At 70.7% G+C, this 19,277-nt stretch carries 18 protein-coding genes and 1 tRNA gene; 12 read left to right on the forward strand and 7 right to left on the reverse strand.

Translation table 11 applies throughout. The features are described 5' to 3' along the window. Nucleotides 1-117 precede the first annotated feature (117 nt). On the reverse strand, nucleotides 118-450 hold the full coding sequence (locus ACXJ1Y_RS05375; protein ID WP_463849101.1) for a hypothetical protein: 333 nt from the start codon (nucleotides 448-450) through the stop codon (nucleotides 118-120). A gap of 199 nt (nucleotides 451-649) precedes the next feature. Here ACXJ1Y_RS05375 and ACXJ1Y_RS05380 point away from each other — a divergent pair, with 199 nt between their 5' ends. The 7 genes from ACXJ1Y_RS05380 to ACXJ1Y_RS05410 all read left to right on the forward strand — a co-directional run bounded on the left by ACXJ1Y_RS05380 (nucleotide 650) and on the right by ACXJ1Y_RS05410 (nucleotide 6,415). Further along, nucleotides 650-853, forward strand: coding sequence for a NepR family anti-sigma factor (locus ACXJ1Y_RS05380; RefSeq protein ID WP_463849102.1), 204 nt, complete (start codon nucleotides 650-652; stop codon nucleotides 851-853). A 284-nt stretch (nucleotides 854-1,137) separates the two neighbouring features. Beyond that, the gene (locus ACXJ1Y_RS05385) at nucleotides 1,138-2,151 is read left to right on the forward strand and encodes a sulfate ABC transporter substrate-binding protein (protein WP_463850042.1); all 1,014 of its coding nucleotides are present in this window, start codon (nucleotides 1,138-1,140) and stop codon (nucleotides 2,149-2,151) included. A gap of 119 nt (nucleotides 2,152-2,270) precedes the next feature. Further along, on the forward strand, nucleotides 2,271-3,152 hold the full coding sequence (gene cysT / locus ACXJ1Y_RS05390; RefSeq protein WP_463849103.1) for a sulfate ABC transporter permease subunit CysT: 882 nt from the start codon (nucleotides 2,271-2,273) through the stop codon (nucleotides 3,150-3,152). Beyond that, nucleotides 3,145-4,026, forward strand: coding sequence for a sulfate ABC transporter permease subunit CysW (cysW, locus tag ACXJ1Y_RS05395; RefSeq protein WP_463849104.1), 882 nt, complete (start codon nucleotides 3,145-3,147; stop codon nucleotides 4,024-4,026). The genes cysT and cysW overlap by 8 nt, the downstream gene beginning before the upstream one ends. 16 nt (nucleotides 4,027-4,042) lie before the next feature. Continuing rightward, nucleotides 4,043-5,068, forward strand: coding sequence for a sulfate/molybdate ABC transporter ATP-binding protein (locus tag ACXJ1Y_RS05400; protein WP_463850043.1), 1,026 nt, complete (start codon nucleotides 4,043-4,045; stop codon nucleotides 5,066-5,068). Further along, complete coding sequence (locus ACXJ1Y_RS05405) at nucleotides 5,055-6,137, forward strand: cysteine synthase A (protein ID WP_463849105.1); 1,083 nt, start codon at nucleotides 5,055-5,057, stop codon at nucleotides 6,135-6,137. Before ACXJ1Y_RS05400 ends, ACXJ1Y_RS05405 begins: the two co-directional genes overlap by 14 nt. A gap of 122 nt (nucleotides 6,138-6,259) precedes the next feature. Next, nucleotides 6,260-6,415 carry a hypothetical protein gene (locus ACXJ1Y_RS05410; protein WP_007563230.1) on the forward strand — a complete coding sequence of 52 codons (156 nt, stop codon included), beginning with the start codon at nucleotides 6,260-6,262 and terminating at the stop codon, nucleotides 6,413-6,415. A gap of 11 nt (nucleotides 6,416-6,426) precedes the next feature. Here the strand turns inward: ACXJ1Y_RS05410 and ACXJ1Y_RS05415 are convergent, their stop codons facing one another. Further along, nucleotides 6,427-7,695 (reverse strand): serine protease, encoded by a 1,269-nt coding sequence (locus ACXJ1Y_RS05415; RefSeq protein WP_463849106.1) that lies wholly within the window; start codon nucleotides 7,693-7,695, stop codon nucleotides 6,427-6,429. Nucleotides 7,696-7,944: 249 nt separating this feature from the next. On the opposite strand from ACXJ1Y_RS05415, the gene ACXJ1Y_RS05420 reads away from it, so the two are divergent. After that, the gene (locus ACXJ1Y_RS05420) at nucleotides 7,945-9,918 is read left to right on the forward strand and encodes an aconitate hydratase (RefSeq protein WP_463849107.1); all 1,974 of its coding nucleotides are present in this window, start codon (nucleotides 7,945-7,947) and stop codon (nucleotides 9,916-9,918) included. A gap of 33 nt (nucleotides 9,919-9,951) precedes the next feature. Next, nucleotides 9,952-11,301 (forward strand): MFS transporter, encoded by a 1,350-nt coding sequence (locus ACXJ1Y_RS05425; protein ID WP_463849108.1) that lies wholly within the window; start codon nucleotides 9,952-9,954, stop codon nucleotides 11,299-11,301. 148 nt (nucleotides 11,302-11,449) lie between these two features. Here the strand turns inward: ACXJ1Y_RS05425 and ACXJ1Y_RS05430 are convergent, their stop codons facing one another. The 4 genes from ACXJ1Y_RS05430 to ACXJ1Y_RS05445 all read right to left on the reverse strand — a co-directional run bounded on the left by ACXJ1Y_RS05430 (nucleotide 11,450) and on the right by ACXJ1Y_RS05445 (nucleotide 14,598). Beyond that, entirely contained in the window at nucleotides 11,450-12,157 is a 708-nt protein-coding gene (locus ACXJ1Y_RS05430) for a DUF1013 domain-containing protein (protein WP_463849109.1), read from the reverse strand. A gap of 192 nt (nucleotides 12,158-12,349) precedes the next feature. Continuing rightward, complete coding sequence (locus ACXJ1Y_RS05435; protein WP_463849110.1) at nucleotides 12,350-12,997, reverse strand: esterase/lipase family protein; 648 nt, start codon at nucleotides 12,995-12,997, stop codon at nucleotides 12,350-12,352. Between the two features lie 285 nt (nucleotides 12,998-13,282). Continuing rightward, nucleotides 13,283-14,227 carry a ribose-phosphate pyrophosphokinase gene (locus ACXJ1Y_RS05440; RefSeq protein WP_243951948.1) on the reverse strand — a complete coding sequence of 315 codons (945 nt, stop codon included), beginning with the start codon at nucleotides 14,225-14,227 and terminating at the stop codon, nucleotides 13,283-13,285. Nucleotides 14,228-14,337: 110 nt separating this feature from the next. Then, nucleotides 14,338-14,598: a DUF4170 domain-containing protein gene (locus ACXJ1Y_RS05445; protein ID WP_463849111.1), complete on the reverse strand. Its 261-nt coding sequence runs from the start codon at nucleotides 14,596-14,598 to the stop codon at nucleotides 14,338-14,340. A gap of 133 nt (nucleotides 14,599-14,731) precedes the next feature. Here ACXJ1Y_RS05445 and ACXJ1Y_RS05450 point away from each other — a divergent pair, with 133 nt between their 5' ends. Beyond that, on the forward strand, nucleotides 14,732-15,142 hold the full coding sequence (locus tag ACXJ1Y_RS05450) for a hypothetical protein (protein ID WP_463849112.1): 411 nt from the start codon (nucleotides 14,732-14,734) through the stop codon (nucleotides 15,140-15,142). Nucleotides 15,143-15,162: 20 nt separating this feature from the next. On the opposite strand, the gene ACXJ1Y_RS05455 is transcribed toward ACXJ1Y_RS05450, so the two are convergent. Next, nucleotides 15,163-15,255 (reverse strand) — tRNA-Sec (locus tag ACXJ1Y_RS05455). A 162-nt stretch (nucleotides 15,256-15,417) separates the two neighbouring features. Here ACXJ1Y_RS05455 and ACXJ1Y_RS05460 point away from each other — a divergent pair. Both ACXJ1Y_RS05460 and ntrX read left to right on the forward strand, forming a co-directional pair. Continuing rightward, complete coding sequence (locus ACXJ1Y_RS05460; RefSeq protein ID WP_463849113.1) at nucleotides 15,418-17,787, forward strand: sensor histidine kinase NtrY-like; 2,370 nt, start codon at nucleotides 15,418-15,420, stop codon at nucleotides 17,785-17,787. Beyond that, entirely contained in the window at nucleotides 17,784-19,148 is a 1,365-nt protein-coding gene (gene ntrX / locus ACXJ1Y_RS05465) for a nitrogen assimilation response regulator NtrX (RefSeq protein WP_463849114.1), read from the forward strand. Before ACXJ1Y_RS05460 ends, ntrX begins: the two co-directional genes overlap by 4 nt. Nucleotides 19,149-19,277 lie beyond the last annotated feature (129 nt).

Here is a 19,277-nt window from a genome sequence, read left to right on the forward strand (position 1 = left end):
CCTGTCCCAGAGAACGGCGTGCAAGGCAAGTGCGGTCCGCTGACACGGAACGCGATTTTGTCGTCGCGCCCCGCCACGATTTTCGTCGGACCTTAATCCTTTGCACTGACGACGGTTTTATTGCTTTGCCGGATTGGCGGGATTGTTACCGGACGGCGATGGGACGCGGTTCGGGAGCGGCGCCTGCGGGTCGGTGGCGGAGGTGCCGGTCGGGCTCGCGGCGGGCACCGGGCGGTCCTTGTTCTCCGAGATGCTCTTGCCGCCGGGGTTCGGCGCATCCTTCGCGGCGGATTCCTCACGCGGGACGGGCGCTTGGCTCCAGCCGTCCTGCGCGCTGCGGGATTTGTCGCCCATGGCATCCACGCCCTTGATCTCGCCGGGCTGGGTCTGGGCGAGGGCGGGGGAGGCGGCGAGCAGAAGGACGGCGAGGGCGGCGGACAGACGCGGCACGGGTTTCTCCGGGGGTTCGGGTGGTTGCGGGGAACGTCACCCCGCCGGCCCAGTTCCGGCGCCGGTCGTCGCAAGGACCTCGCGACAAGCGCCGCCGGCGCAGTGAGACCTCGTTAACCAAGGGGTGCCATCGTCAGGCTGCCTGCCCCCGTCTGCCCCGAGTTCTCCCTTCGAGTTCTCCCGCGCGAGATCCGCCGCCATGTCCAAGACGCAAGCCGAGCGGCCGCCCCACGGCGTCGATCCCGTCCCGGCGATGGATCCCGCAGACGCGCCGCCCCTGAGCCCGACCGTGCGGCGGCACCTCGGCCAGACCCTGCGCGGCCACTACGCCGATTCCCTCTCCGCCCCCGTCGGCGAACGCCTCGAAGCCCTGCTCGCCCAGCTCGACAAGACGGCCGGCTGAGGCGCCTCGCCCCCCGTTTTCCTGTGCGCCATCGCACATGAGATCGTTCTTTCTATCAAACCGGCTGCGGCGAGACTTTTCATCTGGGTTCGGCGGCGGCCGGAGAAGATGCTCTTTCCCGCCCCTGCGCACCGGGCCGGTTTCCTCCTCCCGCACCGATCGGCCGTCCGCCCGCGCCCCCGCAGACCCGGCGGCCTCCCTTGACTTCGTTCGTTAGAAAGAACGAACTCTCCGCCGTTTCCCGGATTGTGGTCCGGGCTCGGCCGGAGGATCGGATGCGGAAGATGTGGCTCTCGACGACGCGGGCCGGTTGCCTCGCCCTGCTCGGCGCCGTGTCCCTCGGCCTTGCCGCCCCCGCCGCGCGGGCGCAGACCGCCCTCCTCAACGTCTCCTACGATCCGACCCGCGAACTCTACCGCGAGATCAACGAGGCCTTCGCCAAGAGCTGGAAGGCCAAGACCGGCGAGGACGTGACGGTGCGCGCCTCCCATGGCGGCTCGGGCGCCCAGGCGCGGACGGTGATCGACGGGGTCGATGCCGACGTGGTGACGCTCGGCATCCCCTCCGACATCGACGCCATCGCCAAGCTGACGAAGAAGATCCCGGCCGACTGGCGCGGCAAGCTGCCGAACGAGTCGCTGCCCTACACCTCGACGGTGGTGTTCCTCGTCCGCAAGGGCAACCCGAAGGGCGTGAAGGACTGGCCGGACCTCGCCAAGCCGGACGTGAAGGTCATCACCCCGAACCCGAAGACCTCGGCGGGCGGGCGCTGGAACTTCCTCGCCGCCTGGGGCTACGCCTACGGCCAGGACAAGGACGCGGCCAAGGCCGAGGCCTTCGTCGGGCAACTCTACAAGAACGTGCCCGTCCTCGACACCGGGGCGCGGGGCTCCACCGTGACCTTCGCCCAGCGCAAGCTCGGCGACGTGCTGCCCACCTGGGAAAACGAGGCCTACCTCGTCCTGCAGGAATTCGGCGCCGACAATTTCGACATCGTGGTCCCGCCGACCTCCATCTACGCGGAGCCGCCGGTGGCGCTGGTGCCCGGCAACGCCGACCGCAAGGGCACGACCAAGACCGCTCAAGCCTATCTCGACTACCTCTACACGGACGAGGCGCAGGCGATCTTCGCTAAGCACCATTACCGCCCGTTCAAGGCGCAGGCCGCCGCCTCCGCCGGCCTGCCGGACGTGAAGCTCTTCAAAATCGAGGATTACCAGGGCTCCTGGGACGATATCCAGGCGAAGAACTTCGATTCCGGCGGCCTGTTCGACCGCCTGAGCCGCGCCGGCCGCTAGGGCAGTGACGCACTCACTCCGTTCATGCGTCTCTGCCCTAGCTTCTTGTTCTTGCATCAATTTTTCCAGGCGCGGCTGACGCCTTCGTCTGGATCGATGCACTAGAAGGTTCTGTCGCGATGGCTTCGACCCTCGCCCCCGCCGATGCGGGGGCTTCCCCCCGTCCGGCGTGGCGCTTCCGCCGCCCGAGCGTGCTGCCGGGCTTCGGCCTGAGCTTCGGCTACACCCTGGCCTGCCTCGGCCTCGTGGTGCTGCTGCCGCTGGCCGCCCTGGTGGCCCGCGCCTCGGGGCTCGGCTTCGCCGGCATCTGGGACGTGGCGACCGACCCCCGCGTGGCGAGCGCCCTGAAGCTCAGCTTCGGCGTGTCCCTGCTCGCGGCCCTCGTGGCCTCGGTCTTCGGCTTCATCGTCGCCTGGGTGCTGACCCGCTACACGTTCCCCGGCCGCAAGATCGTGGACGCCGCCGTCGATCTGCCCTTCGCCCTGCCGACCGCCGTGGCGGGCATCGCGCTGGCCTCCCTCTACGCGCCTGACGGGCTGATCGGCGCGCCCCTGGAGCGCCTCGGCATCCAGGTCGCCTACACGCCGCTCGGCGTGTTCGTGGCCATGACCTTCGTCGGCCTGCCTTTCGCCGTGCGCACGGTGCAGCCGCTCATCGCCGAGATCGACAAGGAGATCGAGGAGGCCTCCGCGACGCTGGGCGCCACCCGCCGGGCGACGCTCCTCAAGGTGGTGCTGCCGCCCCTGATCCCGGCGGTGCTCACCGGCTTCGCCCTGGCCTTCGCCCGGGGGGTCGGGGAATACGGCTCGGTGATCTTCATCGCCGGCAACCTGCCCTATGTGTCGGAGATCGCCCCGCTCCTCATCGTCATCAAGCTGTCCGAGTTCGATTACGGCGGCGCGGCGGCCATCGCGACGATCATGCTCGGGATCTCGTTCCTGACCCTGCTCGCGATCAACCTGATCCAGTCCTGGTCCCGGAAGCGGTTCGGCTATGTCTGAGATCTTCTCGCCCGTCCGCCTCGCCGAGGCCCGGCCCGCCCCCGTGGCGGGGGAGGGGGCGGGGGTGCGCGCGCTCCTCATCGGGGTCGCGATCACCTTCCTCGCCCTGTTCCTCGTCCTGCCGCTGGCGGCGGTGTTCGTGCAGGCGCTCAGCCACGGGGTCGGCGCCTATCTCAACGCCTTCCGCGAGCCCGACGCGCTCTCGGCCATCCGCCTGACCCTGACGGTGGCGGCCATCGCCGTGCCGTTCAACCTCGTCTTCGGGGTGGCCGCCTCCTGGGCGATCGCCAAGTTCGAGTTCCCCGGCAAGACGTTCCTGATCACGCTGATCGACCTGCCGTTCTCGGTCTCGCCGGTCGTGTCGGGGCTGATCTACGTGCTGCTCTTCGGCAGCCAGGGCCTGTTCGGCGGCTGGCTGCAGGCGCACAACATCCAGATCCTGTTCGCCCTGCCGGGCATCGTGCTGGCGACGATCTTCGTCACCTTCCCCTTCGTCGCGCGGGAACTGATCCCGCTGATGCAGGAGCAGGGCTCGTCGGAGGAGGAGGCGGCCCTGACGCTCGGCGCCTCCGGCTTCCACGCCTTCCTCACCGTCACCCTGCCCAACATCCGCTGGGGCCTGCTCTACAGCGTCCTGCTCTGCAATGCCCGCGCGATGGGCGAGTTCGGCGCGGTCTCCGTCGTCTCCGGCCACATCCGGGGGCTGACGAACACGATGCCGCTCCACGTGGAGATCCTCTACAATGAGTACAACTTCGTCGCCGCTTTCGCCGTCGCTTCGCTCCTTGCAGCCCTCGCCCTTGTCACACTCGTCGTCAAATCCGTCCTCGAATGGCGCTTCAGCGACGAGCTCGCCGCGGGCCGGAAGCACTGAGCGTCCGTCGACGGCGATCCGCGTCGAGGCGGTCACGAAGACCTTCGACACGGCCGCGGTCCTGCACGACCTCTCCCTCGACGTGAGGGCGGGGGAGTTGCTCGGCCTGCTCGGCCCCTCGGGCTCGGGCAAGACGACGCTGCTGCGCATCATCGCCGGGCTCGACGCGCCGGATCGCGGGCGCATCCTGTTCGGGGGCGACGACGCCACCGGCCTGCCCGTGCAGCAGCGGGCGGTGGGCTTCGTGTTCCAGCACTACGCCCTGTTCAAGCACATGAGCGTGGCGGACAACATCGCCTACGGCCTCAACGCGCGGCGGCGGGCCGACCGCCCGGCCAAGGCCGAGATCAAGCGCCGGGTGGGGGACCTCCTCGACCTGATCCGCCTCTCGGGCTTCGGCGACCGCTACCCGTCGCAGCTCTCCGGCGGCCAGCGCCAGCGCGTGGCCTTGGCCCGCGCGCTCGCGGTCGAGCCGCGCGTGCTGCTGCTCGACGAGCCCTTCGGCGCCCTCGACGCGCAGGTGCGGAAGGATCTGCGCCGCTGGCTGCGGGAGATCCACGACCGCACCGGCCAGACCACGATCTTCGTGACCCACGACCAGGACGAGGCGCTGGAACTCTCCGACCGGGTGGCGGTGCTCGACCGGGGCCGCCTGGAGCAGGTCGGCACGCCGGACGAGGTTCAGGAGAACCCGGTCTCGGCCACCGTGCTGAAGTTCCTAGGGGATTCCGTCGAGGTCGAGGCCATCGCCGAGGGCGGCCGGGTGAGCGTGCGCGGCCGGGAGACCCCGGTGAGCGCGCCCCCCGGCGTCATCGGCCCGGTGAAGCTCTACGTGCGCCCCTGGCAACTCCAGCTGGTGGAGCTGGAGGCGGCGCATCTCTCGGGCACGGTGCGCTCCTCCTACCGCAGCCAGGGCCGCCAGCGGATCGAGGTGGAGGAAGCCGGCGGCCAGATCCTCGCCGTCGAGGATTTCGACGGCGTCCGCTACGCCGCCGGGCATCCGGTGGGGCTGCGGATCAACGGGGGGTATGTGTTCGGGTGAGGCCGCGAACGTCCAACCGGAGGCTCCACCCGTGTCCCACGCCCATCCCGACATCCTGGCCGCCATCGGCAACACGCCGCTGATCCGCCTGCGCCGGGCCTCGGAGGAGACCGGGTGCGAGATCCTCGGCAAGGCCGAGTTCCTCAATCCCGGCCTGTCGGTGAAGGACCGGGCGGCGCTCTCCATCGTGCGGGACGCGGAGGCGCGGGGCCTCATCCGCCCGGGCGGGACCATCGTGGAGGGCACCGCCGGCAACACCGGCATCGGGCTCGCCCTCGTCGCCGCGGTGCGGGGCTACCGGACGCTCATCGTCATCCCCGTCACCCAGTCGGAGGAGAAGAAGCAGACCCTGCGGCTCGCGGGCGCCCGCCTCGTCGAGGTGCCGGCCGTGCCCTTCGCCAACCCGAACAACTACGTCCACGTCGCCCGCCGCCTCGCGGAGGCCCTGGCCGCGCGGGACGAGGCGGGCGCCTTCTTCGCCGACCAGTTCGACAACGTCGCCAACCGCAAGGCCCATATCGACGGCACCGGGCCGGAGATCTGGGACCAGACCGGCGGCCGGGTCGACGGCTTCGTCTGCGCCGCCGGCACGGGCGGGACGCTCGCCGGAGTCGCGCAGGCCCTGCGCGCCCGCCATCCGGGGGTGACGATCGCCCTGTCGGACCCGGAGGGCTCGGCGCTGTATTCCGGCTACACCACCGGCACGTTCAAGGCCGAGGGCTCGTCCATCACCGAGGGGATCGGCCAGGGCCGGATCACCGGCAATCTCGACGGCTTCACCCCCGACCTGTCCTTCCGCATCCCGGACGGGGAAGCGCTCGGCCTCGTCTTCGGGCTGATGCGGGAGGAGGGGCTGTCGCTCGGCGGCTCGTCGGGGATCAACGTGGCGGGGGCGATCCGCCTCGCCAGGGAACTCGGGCCGGGCCACACCATCGTGACGATCCTGTGCGACGGCGCGGCGCGCTACGCTTCGAAACTGTTCAACCCGGCCTTCCTCGTCGAGCGCGGCCTGCCCGTGCCGGACTGGCTCGAGGCCCCCGTGGAGCCCCTGCCCGCATGGCACGTGTGAGCCCGCGCGCCGCATCCGGGAGCCAACTCACAAAAAACTGCGGATCCCCCTGAACAGAACGAATTGTCGCGGCGTTTGAACGGTCACGCTCGCTCCACGCGACCGGTCGGAGATCCGCTTCTATGTCCCTCGTTACCATTCTCCTCATCATCCTGATCATCCTCGCGTTCGGCGGCGGCGGTTTCCTCGGCGGCGGCGCCTATCGCGGCCCGGGCTTCGGCCTCGGCGGCATCCTGCTGATCGTCCTGATCGTCCTGCTGGTCACCGGCCGGCTCTGAGGCCCCCGGCCTCACCGGCAGGTGAGGCCGATCACGGCGGGCGCCGCTGCGGCGGGGCCCGCCTCCGTCGCCCCGGACGGGGCGATGCCCTTTCCCGCCAGGAACGCCGCGACCGCCGCCGCCGGCACGACCGGCAGGCTCATCGGCGGCGCCACCCCGGCGACGAGGCGCGGCGCGGCCGGATAGGCCGCCACAAGCCCCGCCAGACGCCCTTCGGGTCCGAAGAGCGGCGCCCCCGCCGAGCCCGGCTGCAGCGGCGCCGTCACCCGTCCCTCCGTCACCGTGCCCGGCACCGCCGACACGCCCTCCGCCCCCGCCGCGAGGGCGACGACCGGCCCGTCCGCGAGGCGCTCCGCCAGGGCCAGCGCCGCCGGCTTCGCGCCCGCGACCTCCACCAGGGCGAGGCCGGACGGATCGCGGGCGAGCGTTCCGGCGCATCCCTCCGGCACCACCGCCAGTACCCGGCCCGGCGCCACGGCGAGGCCGGTCGCCACGATTCTCGCAGGCGCGACGGCGGGCGGCGGGGAGGGCGCGGGCGTCGCGGCGACCGGCACCACCGCCGCCGGGAACGGCTCGAAGGCGTTCGCCATGGCGATCACGAAGCGGCCGACTTCCCCGGCGAGCGCCCGGTCGTAGCCGATCAGGAAGCCCCGGATTCCCTGCGGCCCGGAGGCGTAGCGGGTGTAGGACAGGCCGGTCGCCGTCTCGGCGGTGACGACGACGAAATCCGGCTTCTGCAGGCGGTACGTTACCTTGCGGCCGTTCAGCGGGGCGTTCGCCCGCTCGAACAGGCCCTCCAGGGTCTCGGCCTCCGGCGGATAGGCGCGGGTCTCCAGCGTCACCTTCCCGTCCGCGCTCTGCCAGCGGGTGCCGGAGGGGAGGGCGGTGCGCTTGGCGAGCAACGCCTCGGGCACGCCGACGACGGCGCCGCTGACGGGATCGGCCTGGACGCGGAACCGCGCGGCCCGGCGCGCCGCCTCGCCCGCCGCGCGCAACGCCGTCCTGCCCTCGCCGGTCAGGGGATCGGCGAGGCGGGCGCGGGCGGCGAAGGCCTGCAGCGCCTCGAAGGTGCGTCTCCCGAAGCCGCCGGAGACCACGCCGTTGAAGTCGCCGGTCCAGACCAGGGCGTCCTGCAGCGCCTTCCGCTCGGGCTCGGGCAGGGCCTCGAAGGCGGCGCGGGTGGCGTCCATCGCCGGATCGGCGGGTTTCGCGGCGGGCGGCGGCGGGGGCCGGGTCTGCGCAGAGGCGAGCCCGGCCGGCACCAGCAGGGCCAACGCCAAAATCCAAACAATCCGCCCGCATCCGATGGCGCTCAAATCGGCCTCCCGAATCCGACGCAAGGGTGGCAGAGCGCCCGCCCCCGCGCCAGGGGTTCGCGGCCGGACCCGACAGGACCGGCCTTCTGTCACCCCGCCAGACTTCCGCTCCGTCGTCGGGCGGCTAGTTGCGCTGGCCAAGAACGGCGCCGCGCGCCGGGCGCCGGTCGGCGCGCCGAGACTCAAGGCGCGGCCGACATGGGAGGCAGCCCGGTGGCGTTGAACCTGACGCAGAAGCTCGTCCAATCGCATCTCGCCGAGGGCGACCTCACCCCCGGCGGCGAGATCGCCCTCCGGATCGATCAGGCGCTGCTGCAGGACGTGCTCGGCGGCCTCGTGATGCTGGAATTGGAGGCGATGGGCGTGGAGCGCGTCGCGATCCCGCTCGCCGCCCAGTACATCGACCACAACCTCGTCCAGAACGATCATCTCAACGCCGACGAACACCTGTTCCTGCGCTCGGCGTGCCGGAAGTTCGGCGTCTGGTACTCGCGGCCGGGCAACGGGATCAGCCACCCGGTCCACATGCAGAGCTTCGGCAAGCCGGGCCAGACGATGGTCGGCTCGGACAGCCACACCCCGGCGGCCGGGTCGCTGGGGATGCTCGCCTTCGGCGCGGGCGGCGTCGAGGTGGCGCTGGCCATGGCCGGCGAACCCCTGCGGCTCCGGATGCCCCAGGTCTGGGGTGTGAGGCTCACGGGCGCGCTCCCCGATTGGGTGAGCGCCAAGGACGTGATCCTCACCCTGCTCGGCCGCCACGGGGTCGAGGGCGGGTTCAGCACGATCATCGAGTATCACGGGCCGGGGCTCGCTTGCCTCACGGCGATGGACCGGCACGTCATCGCCAACATGGGCGCCGAGATGGGCGCCACGACGAGCGTGTTTCCGGCCGACGAGGCCGTGAGGATTTTCCTCGACTGCGTCGGCCGGGGCGGGGATTTCGAAGCCCTCGCGGCGGACGAGGGTTGCACCTACGACAGGTCCGAGGAGATCGACCTCTCCACCCTCGTGCCGATGATCGCCAAGCCGTCGAGCCCCGGCAACGTCGTGCCGGTCTCGGAGGTGGCGGGCACCGAAATCTACCAGAGCTACATCGGCTCCTCGGCCAATCCGGGTTTTCGCGATTTCGCCGTCGCGGCGGCGATCGTGAAGGGCAAGCAGACCCACGACCGGGTCTCCTTCGACATCAACCCCTCGACGCGGGTGGTGCTGGAGACCCTGATCCGCGACGGGCAGCTCTCGGACCTGATCCATGCCGGGGCGCGGGTGCATCAGGCGGGCTGCAACGGCTGCATCGGCATGGGGCAGGCCCCCGCCTCGGGGCGCAATTCGCTCCGCACCGTGCCGCGCAACTTCCCCGGCCGCTCCGGCACGCGGGAGGACAGCGTGTTCCTGTGCAGCCCCGAGACCGCCGCCGCCTCGGCGCTGACCGGCGTCATCACCGATCCGCGCACCCTGGACATGCCCACTCCGCGCATCGTCCCGCCCGCGATGGTGCCCGGCAACACGACGATGCTGCTCGGCCCGCTGCCGGAAGCCGAGGCCCGCACCGTCCGGCTGGAAAAGTCCGAAAACATCACCACCCTGCCGGAACTGGGCAAGCTCGGCGCCGACATCCGCGTGCCGGTGATGCTCAAGACCGGCGACGACATCTCCACCGACGACATCATGCCGGCGGGCGCGCGGGTGATGCCCTACTGGTCGAACATCCCGAAGACCTCCGAGTTCACCTTCGAGCCCATCGACGACAGCTACCCGAAGCGGGCGAAGCAGGGCGGGGCGGAGCGCGCCGGCCACGCCATCGTCGGCGGCCTGAATTACGGCCAGGGGTCGAGCCGCGAGAACGCCGCGCTCGCCCCGCGCTACCTCGGGCTGGAGGTGGTACTGGCCAAGAGCTTCGCCCGCATCCACTGGCAGAACCTCGTGAATTTCGGGGTCCTGCCGCTCACCTTCGCCGACCCGGCCGATTACGACGGGCTGGAGATCGGCGACAGCGTCGAGATCACGGGCGTGGCCGAGGCCCTGGCGGCGGGCCGGGACATCACCGCCACGCTGCGCGGCAAGGACACGATCCGGCTCACCCACGGCCTGTCGCCGCGACAGGTCGAGGTGCTGCTGGCGGGCGGGGTCATCAATTGGCTGCGCGCCCGCCTCGGCAAGGACGAGCCGGCCCGCACGGTCGCCTGAAGCGCCTGACAAAAAGATCACCGGGAGAGTGCGATGAGTGCGGGCGACGCCCTGGCGCGCGAGGACGCGAAGGCCCCCTGGCATGCGGGCCTGACCCCGCGCCACTGGCGCATCCTCTGGGGCAGCTATCTCGGCTGGATCTTTGACGGCTACGAGGCGGTGGCCTTGGTCTATGCCCTGCGCCCGGCGCTCGGCACGATCCTGACGCCCGAACAGGCGCAGGCGCCGGCGTATTACGTCGGGCTCGCCATCGGCATCACCCTGCTCGGCTGGGGGCTGGGCGGCCTGATCGGCGGGATCGCGGCCGACTATATCGGCCGCAAGCGGATGATGATGATCTCCATCCTCGGCTACGCGGTGTTCACGGGGCTCACCGCCTTCGCCGAGAGCTTCGTCCAACTCGCGGCCCTGCGCTTCATCACGGGGCTCGCCATCGGCTCGGAATGGTCCACCGGCATCGCGCTGGTGGCCGAGACCTGGCCGAACCGGGCGCGGCCCAAGGGCTGCGGCTTCCTGCAATCGGGCTTCGGCGGCGGCGCGGTGCTCGCGGCCATCGTCTGGGCGGTGCTGGCGGCGACGAACCCGCTCGGCGACGAATCCTGGCGGATCATGTTCGCCCTCGGGGCGCTGCCGGCCCTCGTCTGCCTGTACCTGCGCCGGGCGCTCGACGAATCCGAGCAATGGATGCAGGCCCTGAAGGAGCAGCGCTGGGCGGCCACGTCCGACGGCGCCGGCCATGGGGCGAAGCCGGCGCAGCGGCCCTTCACCCTGGCCGAGATTTTTCGCGAACCGGAGAGCCGCCGCCGGGTGCTGCTCGCCACCGCGATGTCCTTCGCGACGACGGTGGGCTGGTGGGCGGTCTCGTCCTGGCTGCCGGCCTATACGGAGGGGCTCGCCAAGGCGGCGGGGGAGCCGGCCAACGTGTGGGGGCCGCGCATGGGCATCGTCTACAATGTCGGCGCCATCACCGCCTACGTCGTCTCGGGCTTCGTCGCCGACGCGATCGGCCGGCGGCCCTTCCTGATCGTCACCTATGTCGGCTGCATCGCCACGTCGCTCGCCTGCTACCTGTGGCACGGCGGGCTGATGCCGTTCCTGGCGCTGGCCTTCCTGAACGGCTTCTTCACCCTGGGCTTCGCCTTCTCGTGGATGGCGATCTACCTCGTGGAGTTGTTCACCCCGGCGGTGCGGGCGACGGCGGCGAGCGTCGTGTTCAACGGGGCGCGGCTCGTCGCCTGGATCTTCCCGATCATCGCCGGGCAGATCGTCACCTCCTTCGGCGGCGTCGCGGCGGCGGCGCTCACGATGTCGAGCGTCTACGTCCTGGGGCTGATCGTACCGTGGTTCATGCCCGAGACCACGGACCAGCCCCTGCCGGAGTGAAGAGATCCCCTCTCCCCGCTTGCGGGGAGAGGGCGCGGGCGGCCTAGTGCATCGATCCAGACGAAGGCGTCAGCCGTGTCTGGAAAAATTGATGCACAAACAAGAAGCTAGGGCAGAGACGCATGAACGGAGTGAGTGCGTCTCTGCACTAGTCCTCGTCGTCCTCGTCCTGGTGCCGGCCCTTGAGCTTGGCGAAGACCGAATCCGCGTCGAGCCGCTCGTCCCGGCCGCCGCGGCGGTCGTCCTCGTCCGGCTCCGGCTCGCGCTGGGTCGAGACCTCGGTCGGCAGGAGCGAGGCGCCGCCCTCGGCCGCCAGCGCCGCCGGACGGTCGGCCGCCGCCTTCTGCACCTCGAAGTCGAGGTTGATCTGGGTGGTGAGGCCCAGCGTCACCGGATCGAGGGGCTGCAGCGAGCCCGAGTTCCAGTGGGTGCGCTCGCGGATCTGCTGGATCGTCGACTTCGTCGTGCCGACGAGGCGGATGATCTGCGCGTCCTTCAATTCGGGGTGGTTGCGCAGCAGCCAGAGGATGGCGTTCGGCCGGTCCTGGCGGCGGGAGAGGGGCGTGTAGCGCGGCCCCTTGGTGGTGCGCTTGACCTCGGGCAGCTTCACCTTCGAGACGGCGGGCTTGAGCTTGTAGTGCGGCGCCTTCTGCGCCTTCTCGATCTCGTCGCGGGTGAGCTGGCCGGTGGTGATCGGGTCGAGACCCTTGATCCCCGCCGCGACCTCGCCGTCCGCGATGCCCTTCACCTCGAGGGGGTGGAGCTTGCAGAAATCGGCGATCTGCTCGAACGCGAGCGACGTGTTCTCGACCAGCCAGACGGCGGTCGCCTTGGGCATCAGCGGACCCTGGGACATCTCTTCACGCGGCTCCGACATGGCGGAACGGGCCGAACCGGGCATCGGTTCGCGGGCTCCGGGAACATCCCGGAGACCACCCGTCTCACGCTAAAAAAGGGGGATGCCGCCAGTATAGGCGCCCCCTCGAAGGGGCGCAATCGCCCGCGCACCGGATCGGGGCTTTGCCGCCGGTCTTCGCCAAGGGACCCTCTACTCCATGAACCCCGCCACGATGCGGGAGAATTCCGGGGTGCGCAGGTAGCCGTAGGACTTGTGGGTGTTCTCGCGCCCGTTCGGGGCGCGGTAGGCGTTGATCACCGGCACGTCGCGGATGCGCCCCCCCGCCTCGTTCGGCGGGAAGGCGTCCGCCAGATCCTCGCCCACGGTGGCGATGTCGTTGCGGTCCATCAGGTTCATCCAGGCCGTCACCGAACGGGGGACGGCGAGGTCGCCATGCTCCGCCGCGAGCTTGAGGCGCACCTCCGCAAGGCCGAAGGGCGAGCCGAGGGTGACGAGAGTCACCGGCCCCGCCACCGAGCCGTCGCGCTCGGCCAGCCGCAGCACGTCGTAGGCGATGAGCCCGCCCATGGAATGGGCGGCGAGCAGCAGCGGCCCTGCCCCGTGCCGGCCGAGGGCTTCGCGCAGCCGGGCGCGGGCGGCGTCCCGGAAGGCGTCGTCGTCATGGTAGCCCCAGAGGTCGTCGAGGCGGTATTCGAGGATCATGTCGTCCACCGGCGTGAGGCCGACCGCCTCCTGCAGGCTCGCCAGCCCCCGGTAGATCCGGTCCGTGACGGTCGCCTCGCGGCGGGCCGGCTCCCCGGCGGGGGAGGGGAACGGCCCGAGGCCGAGATCCGGCACGTAGGGCTCGCGGTTGTCCCCCTCGTTCAGGGGCGCGGGGTAGCGCAGGTCCGCCCAGTAGACGAAATCGAGGGAGACCGGGTCGTCGCGGCCGCAATTGCGCCGCAGGCCCTCGCGGATCGCCTCGGCCCACCAGCCCGCCTTCTCCTCGCGGGGCGGCTTGTTGGCGAGGCCGTGGATTCCGACGATGTGCTTCGTGATGGCCGCCTCCCACGGCTTGGCCGCAGGAGGGACACTCTAAATCAGAATGTCGCAGGCGCGACTGCGACAAAAATCCCAGACGCTTCAGTCGAACAGGCTGGAGACGCTCGACTCGGTGGCCGTCCGCCCGATCGCCTCGCCGAGCAGCGGCGCGATCGACATCACCCGGATGTTGCGGGCGAGCTTCACGGCCTGGGTCGGCTGGATCGAATCGGTGATGACCAGCTCCTTCATCCGCGAGGCGGCGATGCGCGAGACCGCGCCCCCCGAGAGCACCCCGTGGGTGATGTAGGCCGACACGTCCTTGGCGCCCGCGTTGAGCAGGGCCTCGGCGGCGTTCACCAGGGTGCCGCCGGAATCCACGATGTCGTCCACGAGGATGCAGGAGCGGCCGCGCACGTCGCCGATGATGTTCATCACCTCGGATTCGCCGGGGCGCTCGCGGCGCTTGTCCACGATGGCCAGCGGCGCATCGATGCGCTTGGCGACCACGCGGGCGCGGACCACGCCGCCCACGTCCGGCGAGACCACCATCCGGTCCTCGGGGGGCATCCGCTCCTTGATGTCGCGCACCATCACGGGCGCGGCGAACAGGTTGTCGGTGGGGATGTCGAAGAAGCCCTGGATCTGGCCGGCATGGAGATCGAGGGTGAGCACGCGGTCGGCGCCCGCCTCGGTGATGAGGTTGGCGACGAGCTTGGCCGAGATCGGGGTGCGGCCGGAGGTGCGCCGGTCCTGCCGGGCGTAGCCGAAATAGGGGATCACCGCCGTGATGCGCCGCGCCGACGACCGGCGCGCGGCGTCGATCATGATCAGCAGCTCCATCAGGTGGTCGTTCGCCGGGAAGGAGGTCGACTGGACGATGAACACGTCCTCGCCGCGGACGTTCTCCTGCAGCTCGACGAAGATCTCCATGTCGGCGAAGCGCCGGACCATGCACTTGGCCAGGGGCAATTCGAGGTAGGCGGCAATGGCCTCGGCCAAGGGCCGGCTCGCGTTGCCGGCGACGATCTTGATCGAGGATTTCATGCTGTCCCGCCCGTACGCGTCCCGTGCACCATGCAGGGAAGCGGCTTCCGCCCCGCGGGTACCGGGGCAGATCCATGACGGATGAGGCTCATATCAGCGGGGACCAAGTGTCACAATGGGTTCGTCGGCCGCTTCAGAACCGGCTGCGGCTCGAGCAGGCGGTGCAGGTGGACCACGAAGTAGCGGGTCTGGGCGCTGTCCACCGTGGCCTGCGCCTTGGCCCGCCACGCCGCCTGGGCGGAGGCGTAGTCAGGGTAGATGCCGACGATGTCGAGGCCCTTCACGTCGCGGAAGCGGATCCCGTCGAGGTTCTCGAGCTCGCCGCCGAATACGAGGTGGAGCCGCTGGTCGCTCTCGATCGTCGTGGCCATGATCTCTCCTCTCGCGGGCCCCGGCCTCGGGCCGATTCGGGGCTTCGCCGCGCGCCGGGGTCTTGCACTGCGGTCGCAGACGGCACCGGGAGCGTCAAGCCTCGCCGGAGCGGGCTGTGCTAGGATGGCGGGCATGAGCCGTTCGCACCCGCTCCCGATCCTCCTCCTCGCCGCGCTGCTGGCCCCCTGGCCGGCCCCCTGGCCGGCCTCGGCCCAGCAGGGCCTTCGCCTGAAGCCGGGGGAGAAGGCGCAGGCCGAGAAGGCGGCGCGGACGCCTGCCGCGCCGGTCATAGCCTGCCCCTCCGTCGCCAATTACCGGATGCTGATGCAGGCCGGGCCCGCCGCCGCCGCCGCGACGCTGGCCGACCCGAAGGCCGACCATCTCGGCTGCGCCGCCCTGCCGCGAAACCGGATCGGCGCCGTGGTCGACAAGGTGACGCTCGCCGGGCGCAGCTACGATTGCGCGGCGGTGAAGGACACCACCACCTGCCATTGGGTCGAGACGGGCCGGCTGCCGGCCGCCGGGGCCGAGGGCTGGCGCTGAGGGGGGGAGTGGAGTTGGAGTGGCGGAAGCGGATGGGAATCGAACCCACCGTACGCTGTTGGCGTACCGCTGGTTTTGAAGACCAGGAGGGCCACCAAACCCCGTTCGCCTCCACCGACCGGCCTATGCGCCGGAGTTCCGCCGGTCAAGGATCGGCGGCCTGCGGCGTCAGTCGGACGCAGGCGCGGGCGAGCCCTTGAGAGCCGGCAACGGGCCTATCGCGCGGCGCCGGATTCGTATTAATTCCGCCACACTGTTGTGGCCCTGCACCAGTCATGCCTCTCCTCTCCCGCTCCGGGAGCGCCGCCACCGGCCCCGATGCGGGCGGGTCCGGCCCCGCTCCAGACCCGACCGGCCCGGCCCCGCAGGCGGATTCGCCGCTCGCCGAGTCCCTGCGTCCGGGGCCACGGGGTCCGGGCTGGATCGGCGCGGCGGTGGTCGTCACGGCGCTGGTCTGCGCGCTGACCACCTTCCTGATCCTGGCCGGCGTCATCCGCGTCACGCCGACGCCGACCTACGGGATCACCCTTCTGGCCATCAACGTCGCCCTGGTGCTCGGGCTCGTGGTGATCATCGCCTGGGAGGCGCGGGTCTTCCTGCATGCCCGCCGGGCGAACGCCGCCGTGGCGCGGCTGCATTCGCGCATCGTCGGCCTGTTCTCGCTGATCGCGATCCTGCCGACGATCCTGCTCGCGGTGGTCGCCTCGGTGACGATCGACCGGGGCCTGTCGCTCGGCTTCACCGACCGGGTGCGGGACGTGGTGCTGAAATCCGTGGAGGTGGCCGACGCCTACCAGGAGAACCAGTGCCAGTCGCTCGCCCGCGAGATCCGCATCCTCAACGACGACCTGACGCGGGCGCGGCCGAACTTCGACGTGAACCGCACGTGGTTCGAGACCTTCCTGACCACGCGGGCGACCAATCTCGGCCTGCCGGTGGCGCAGATCATGCGCGGGCCCACCGACGTGGTGGCGCGGGCCAACATCGACGTGCTCAAGCAGGTGCGCCTGCCCTCGGCCGCCGCCTTCGAGGATGCGGGCAAGTCGACCGATCCGATCTGCCTGCTGCCCTCCGAGGGGCGCGTCTTCGCCGCCCTCCTGCGGATGCCCGCCTACGACGACGCGGTGCTGATGGTGCAGCGGGAGGTGAACCCGCTGGCCATCGAGTTCCCCGGCGTCTCCCGCGCGGCGGCCGCTGAGTACCTGACCTACGATTCCCTGCGCCGCTCCATCCAGATCACCTTCGCCCTGGTCTTCGTGCTGATCGCGCTGATCGCGCTGCTCTCGGCAGTGTGGTTCGGCCTGAACTTCGCCAACCGCTTCGTGGCGCCGATCCGGCGGCTCATCAACGCGGCCGACCAGGTCGCCTCGGGCAACTTCTACGCCCAGGTGCCCACGAAGAAGACCAGCGGCGACCTCGCGAGCCTCGGCGAGAGCTTCAACAAGATGACCCAGGAGCTGCGCCGCCAGCATGCCGGGCTGATGGCCGCCAACGACCTGATCGACGCCCGCCGCCGCTTCACCGAAGCGGTGCTGTCGGGCGTCTCCCCCGGCGTGATCGGCCTCGACGCGGCGGGCTTCGTCACCATCGCCAACCCCGCCGCCGAGCGGATGCTCGACCTCGGCAGCGACCGGCTGGTGGGCCAGCCGCTGGGGGTCGCGGTGCCCGAACTCGCCCCGGTGCTGGCCGAGGGCGAGGCCCGCCAGCGGGCGGTGCAGCAGCAGATCCAGCTCACCCGCACCCGGGGCGAGCGCAAGGAGGAGCGCACCGTCACGGTGCGCGTCACCGGCGAGCAGGCGCCGGGCGGGGCGCGGGGCGCGGTGGTGACGCTCGACGACATCACCGACCTCGTCCAGGCACAGCGCACCTCCGCCTGGGGCGACGTGGCCCGGCGCATCGCCCACGAGATCAAGAACCCGCTCACCCCGATCCAGCTCTCGGCGGAGCGGATCCGGCGCAAATACGGCAAGGTCATCCTCACCGACCGGGAGGTGTTCGACCAGTGCACGGCAACGATCGTGCGCCAGGTGGACGAGATCAAGCGCATGGTGGACGAGTTCTCGGCCTTCGCGCGGATGCCCAAGCCCGCCATCGCCCCCAACGACCTCACCGAGATCGCCAAGCAGAACCTGTTCATGATGCGCGTCGCGCACCCGGACATCGACTTCGCCTTCTCCGCCGAGGGCGGTGCGGGCGCATCGGAAAAGATCGTGGCGGCCTTCGACATCCGGCTGCTCAGCCAGGTGATCACCAACATCCTCAAGAACGCCGTCGAGGCGGTCTCCGAGGTGCCCCCCGACGTGCTCGGCAAGGGCAAGATCGCCCTGGGGCTCGCCGTCGAGGACGGGTTCGCGGTGATCACGGTGACGGATAACGGCAAGGGTTTCCCCGCCGAGGGGCGCCAGCGGCTGTTGGAGCCCTACATGACCACCCGCGAGGGCGGCACGGGGCTCGGGCTTGCCATCGTCAGCAAGGTGCTCGAGGAGCACGGCGGCGGTATCGCCCTCAACGACAACCCCGCCGGTCGCGGCGGGCAGGTACGGATGCGGGTGCCGCGTGAAGCCGGTCCCGAGCGGCCACCGACCACGCCAGAGGAGAAGGGCGCCGCACCGACGGCCCCCCGGATCGCGGAGATGCAGGCATGAGCGCCGATATTCTGATCGTCGACGACGAGGCCGACATCCGCGACCTCGTCGCCGGCATCCTGGACGACGAGGGCCATCGCTGCCGCACGGCGGGCGGCTCGGACGAGGCGCTGAGCGCCATCGAATCCCGGCGTCCGCACCTCGTCTTCCTCGACATCTGGCTGCAGGGCTCGCGCCTCGACGGGTTGCAGGTGCTCGACCTGATCAAGGCCGCCCATCCCGACCTGCCGGTGGTGATGATCTCCGGCCACGGCAACATCGAGACCGCCGTCTCGGCCATCAAGGCGGGCGCCTACGACTTCATCGAGAAGCCGTTCAAGGCCGACCGGCTGATCCTCGTGGCCGAGCGGGCGCTGGAAGCCTCCCGCCTGCGCCGCGAGGTGCGCGACCTCAAGGCCCGCTCCGGCTCGGCCGACCAGATCGTCGGCGGGTCGCTGGCCATCAACCAATTGCGCCAGACCCTGGAGCGCGTCGCCCCCACCAACGCGCGGGTGATGATCACCGGGGCGCTGGGCTCGGGCAAGGAACTCGCCGCGCGGACCCTGCACCGGGCCTCGACGCGGGCGAACGGCCCCTTCGTGCTGCTCAACGCCGCCACCATCCTCCCCGAGACGATGGAGGCCGAGCTGTTCGGCGTCGAGGGCGAGAACGGCCGCCGGGTCGGCGCCCTGGAGGAGGCCCATGGCGGCACCCTCTACCTCGACGAGGTGGCGGACATGCCCCGCGAGACGCAAGGGCGGATCCTGCGCGTCCTCGTGGACCAGAACTTCCAGCGGGTCGGCGGGACGACGCGGGTCCACGTCGATGTCCGCATCATCTCCTCCTCCTCCCGCGACCTGCAGGAGGAGATCGCGGCGGGCCGCTTCCGCGAGGACCTGTTCCACCGCCTCTCGGTGGTGCCGATCCGCGTGCCGGCCCTGTCCGAGCGGCGCGAGGACGTGCCGGAGCTGATCCGCTTCTTCATGGACAACATCTCGGGCCAGACCGGCCTGCCCAAGCGCGTGATCGCCGAGGACGCGATGGCGGTGCTCCAGTCGCACAACTGGCCGGGCAACGTCCGCCAGCTGAAGAACAACGTCGAACGGCTGATGATCCTGACCCAGGCCGACCCGGACCAGGAAGTCACCTCCGAGATGCTGCCCTCGGAGATCGGCGCCCTGGTGCCCACCACCCCGGCCGGGGCGGGGGGCGAGAAGCTGATGAGCCTCGCGCTGCGCGAGGCCCGCGAGATCTTCGAGCGCGAGTACCTCGTGGCGCAGATCGCCCGGTTCTCGGGCAACATCTCGCGCACCGCCGAATTCATCGGCATGGAGCGTTCGGCCCTGCACCGGAAGCTCAAGTCCCTGGGAATCGGGCCGTAGGGCCGGCCCGAGGCGATAAAGCCGCTGCCGTTCCGTCACGCCCCGCGCGGAACGGCCCTTGCTTCGGCTCACGCTTTGGAATGCAAATGCTTTATACGGAGCCGTCGGCGGGACATCGGACAATTCCGC

The sequence above is a fragment of the Methylobacterium sp. TK26 genome (assembly GCF_055361565.1).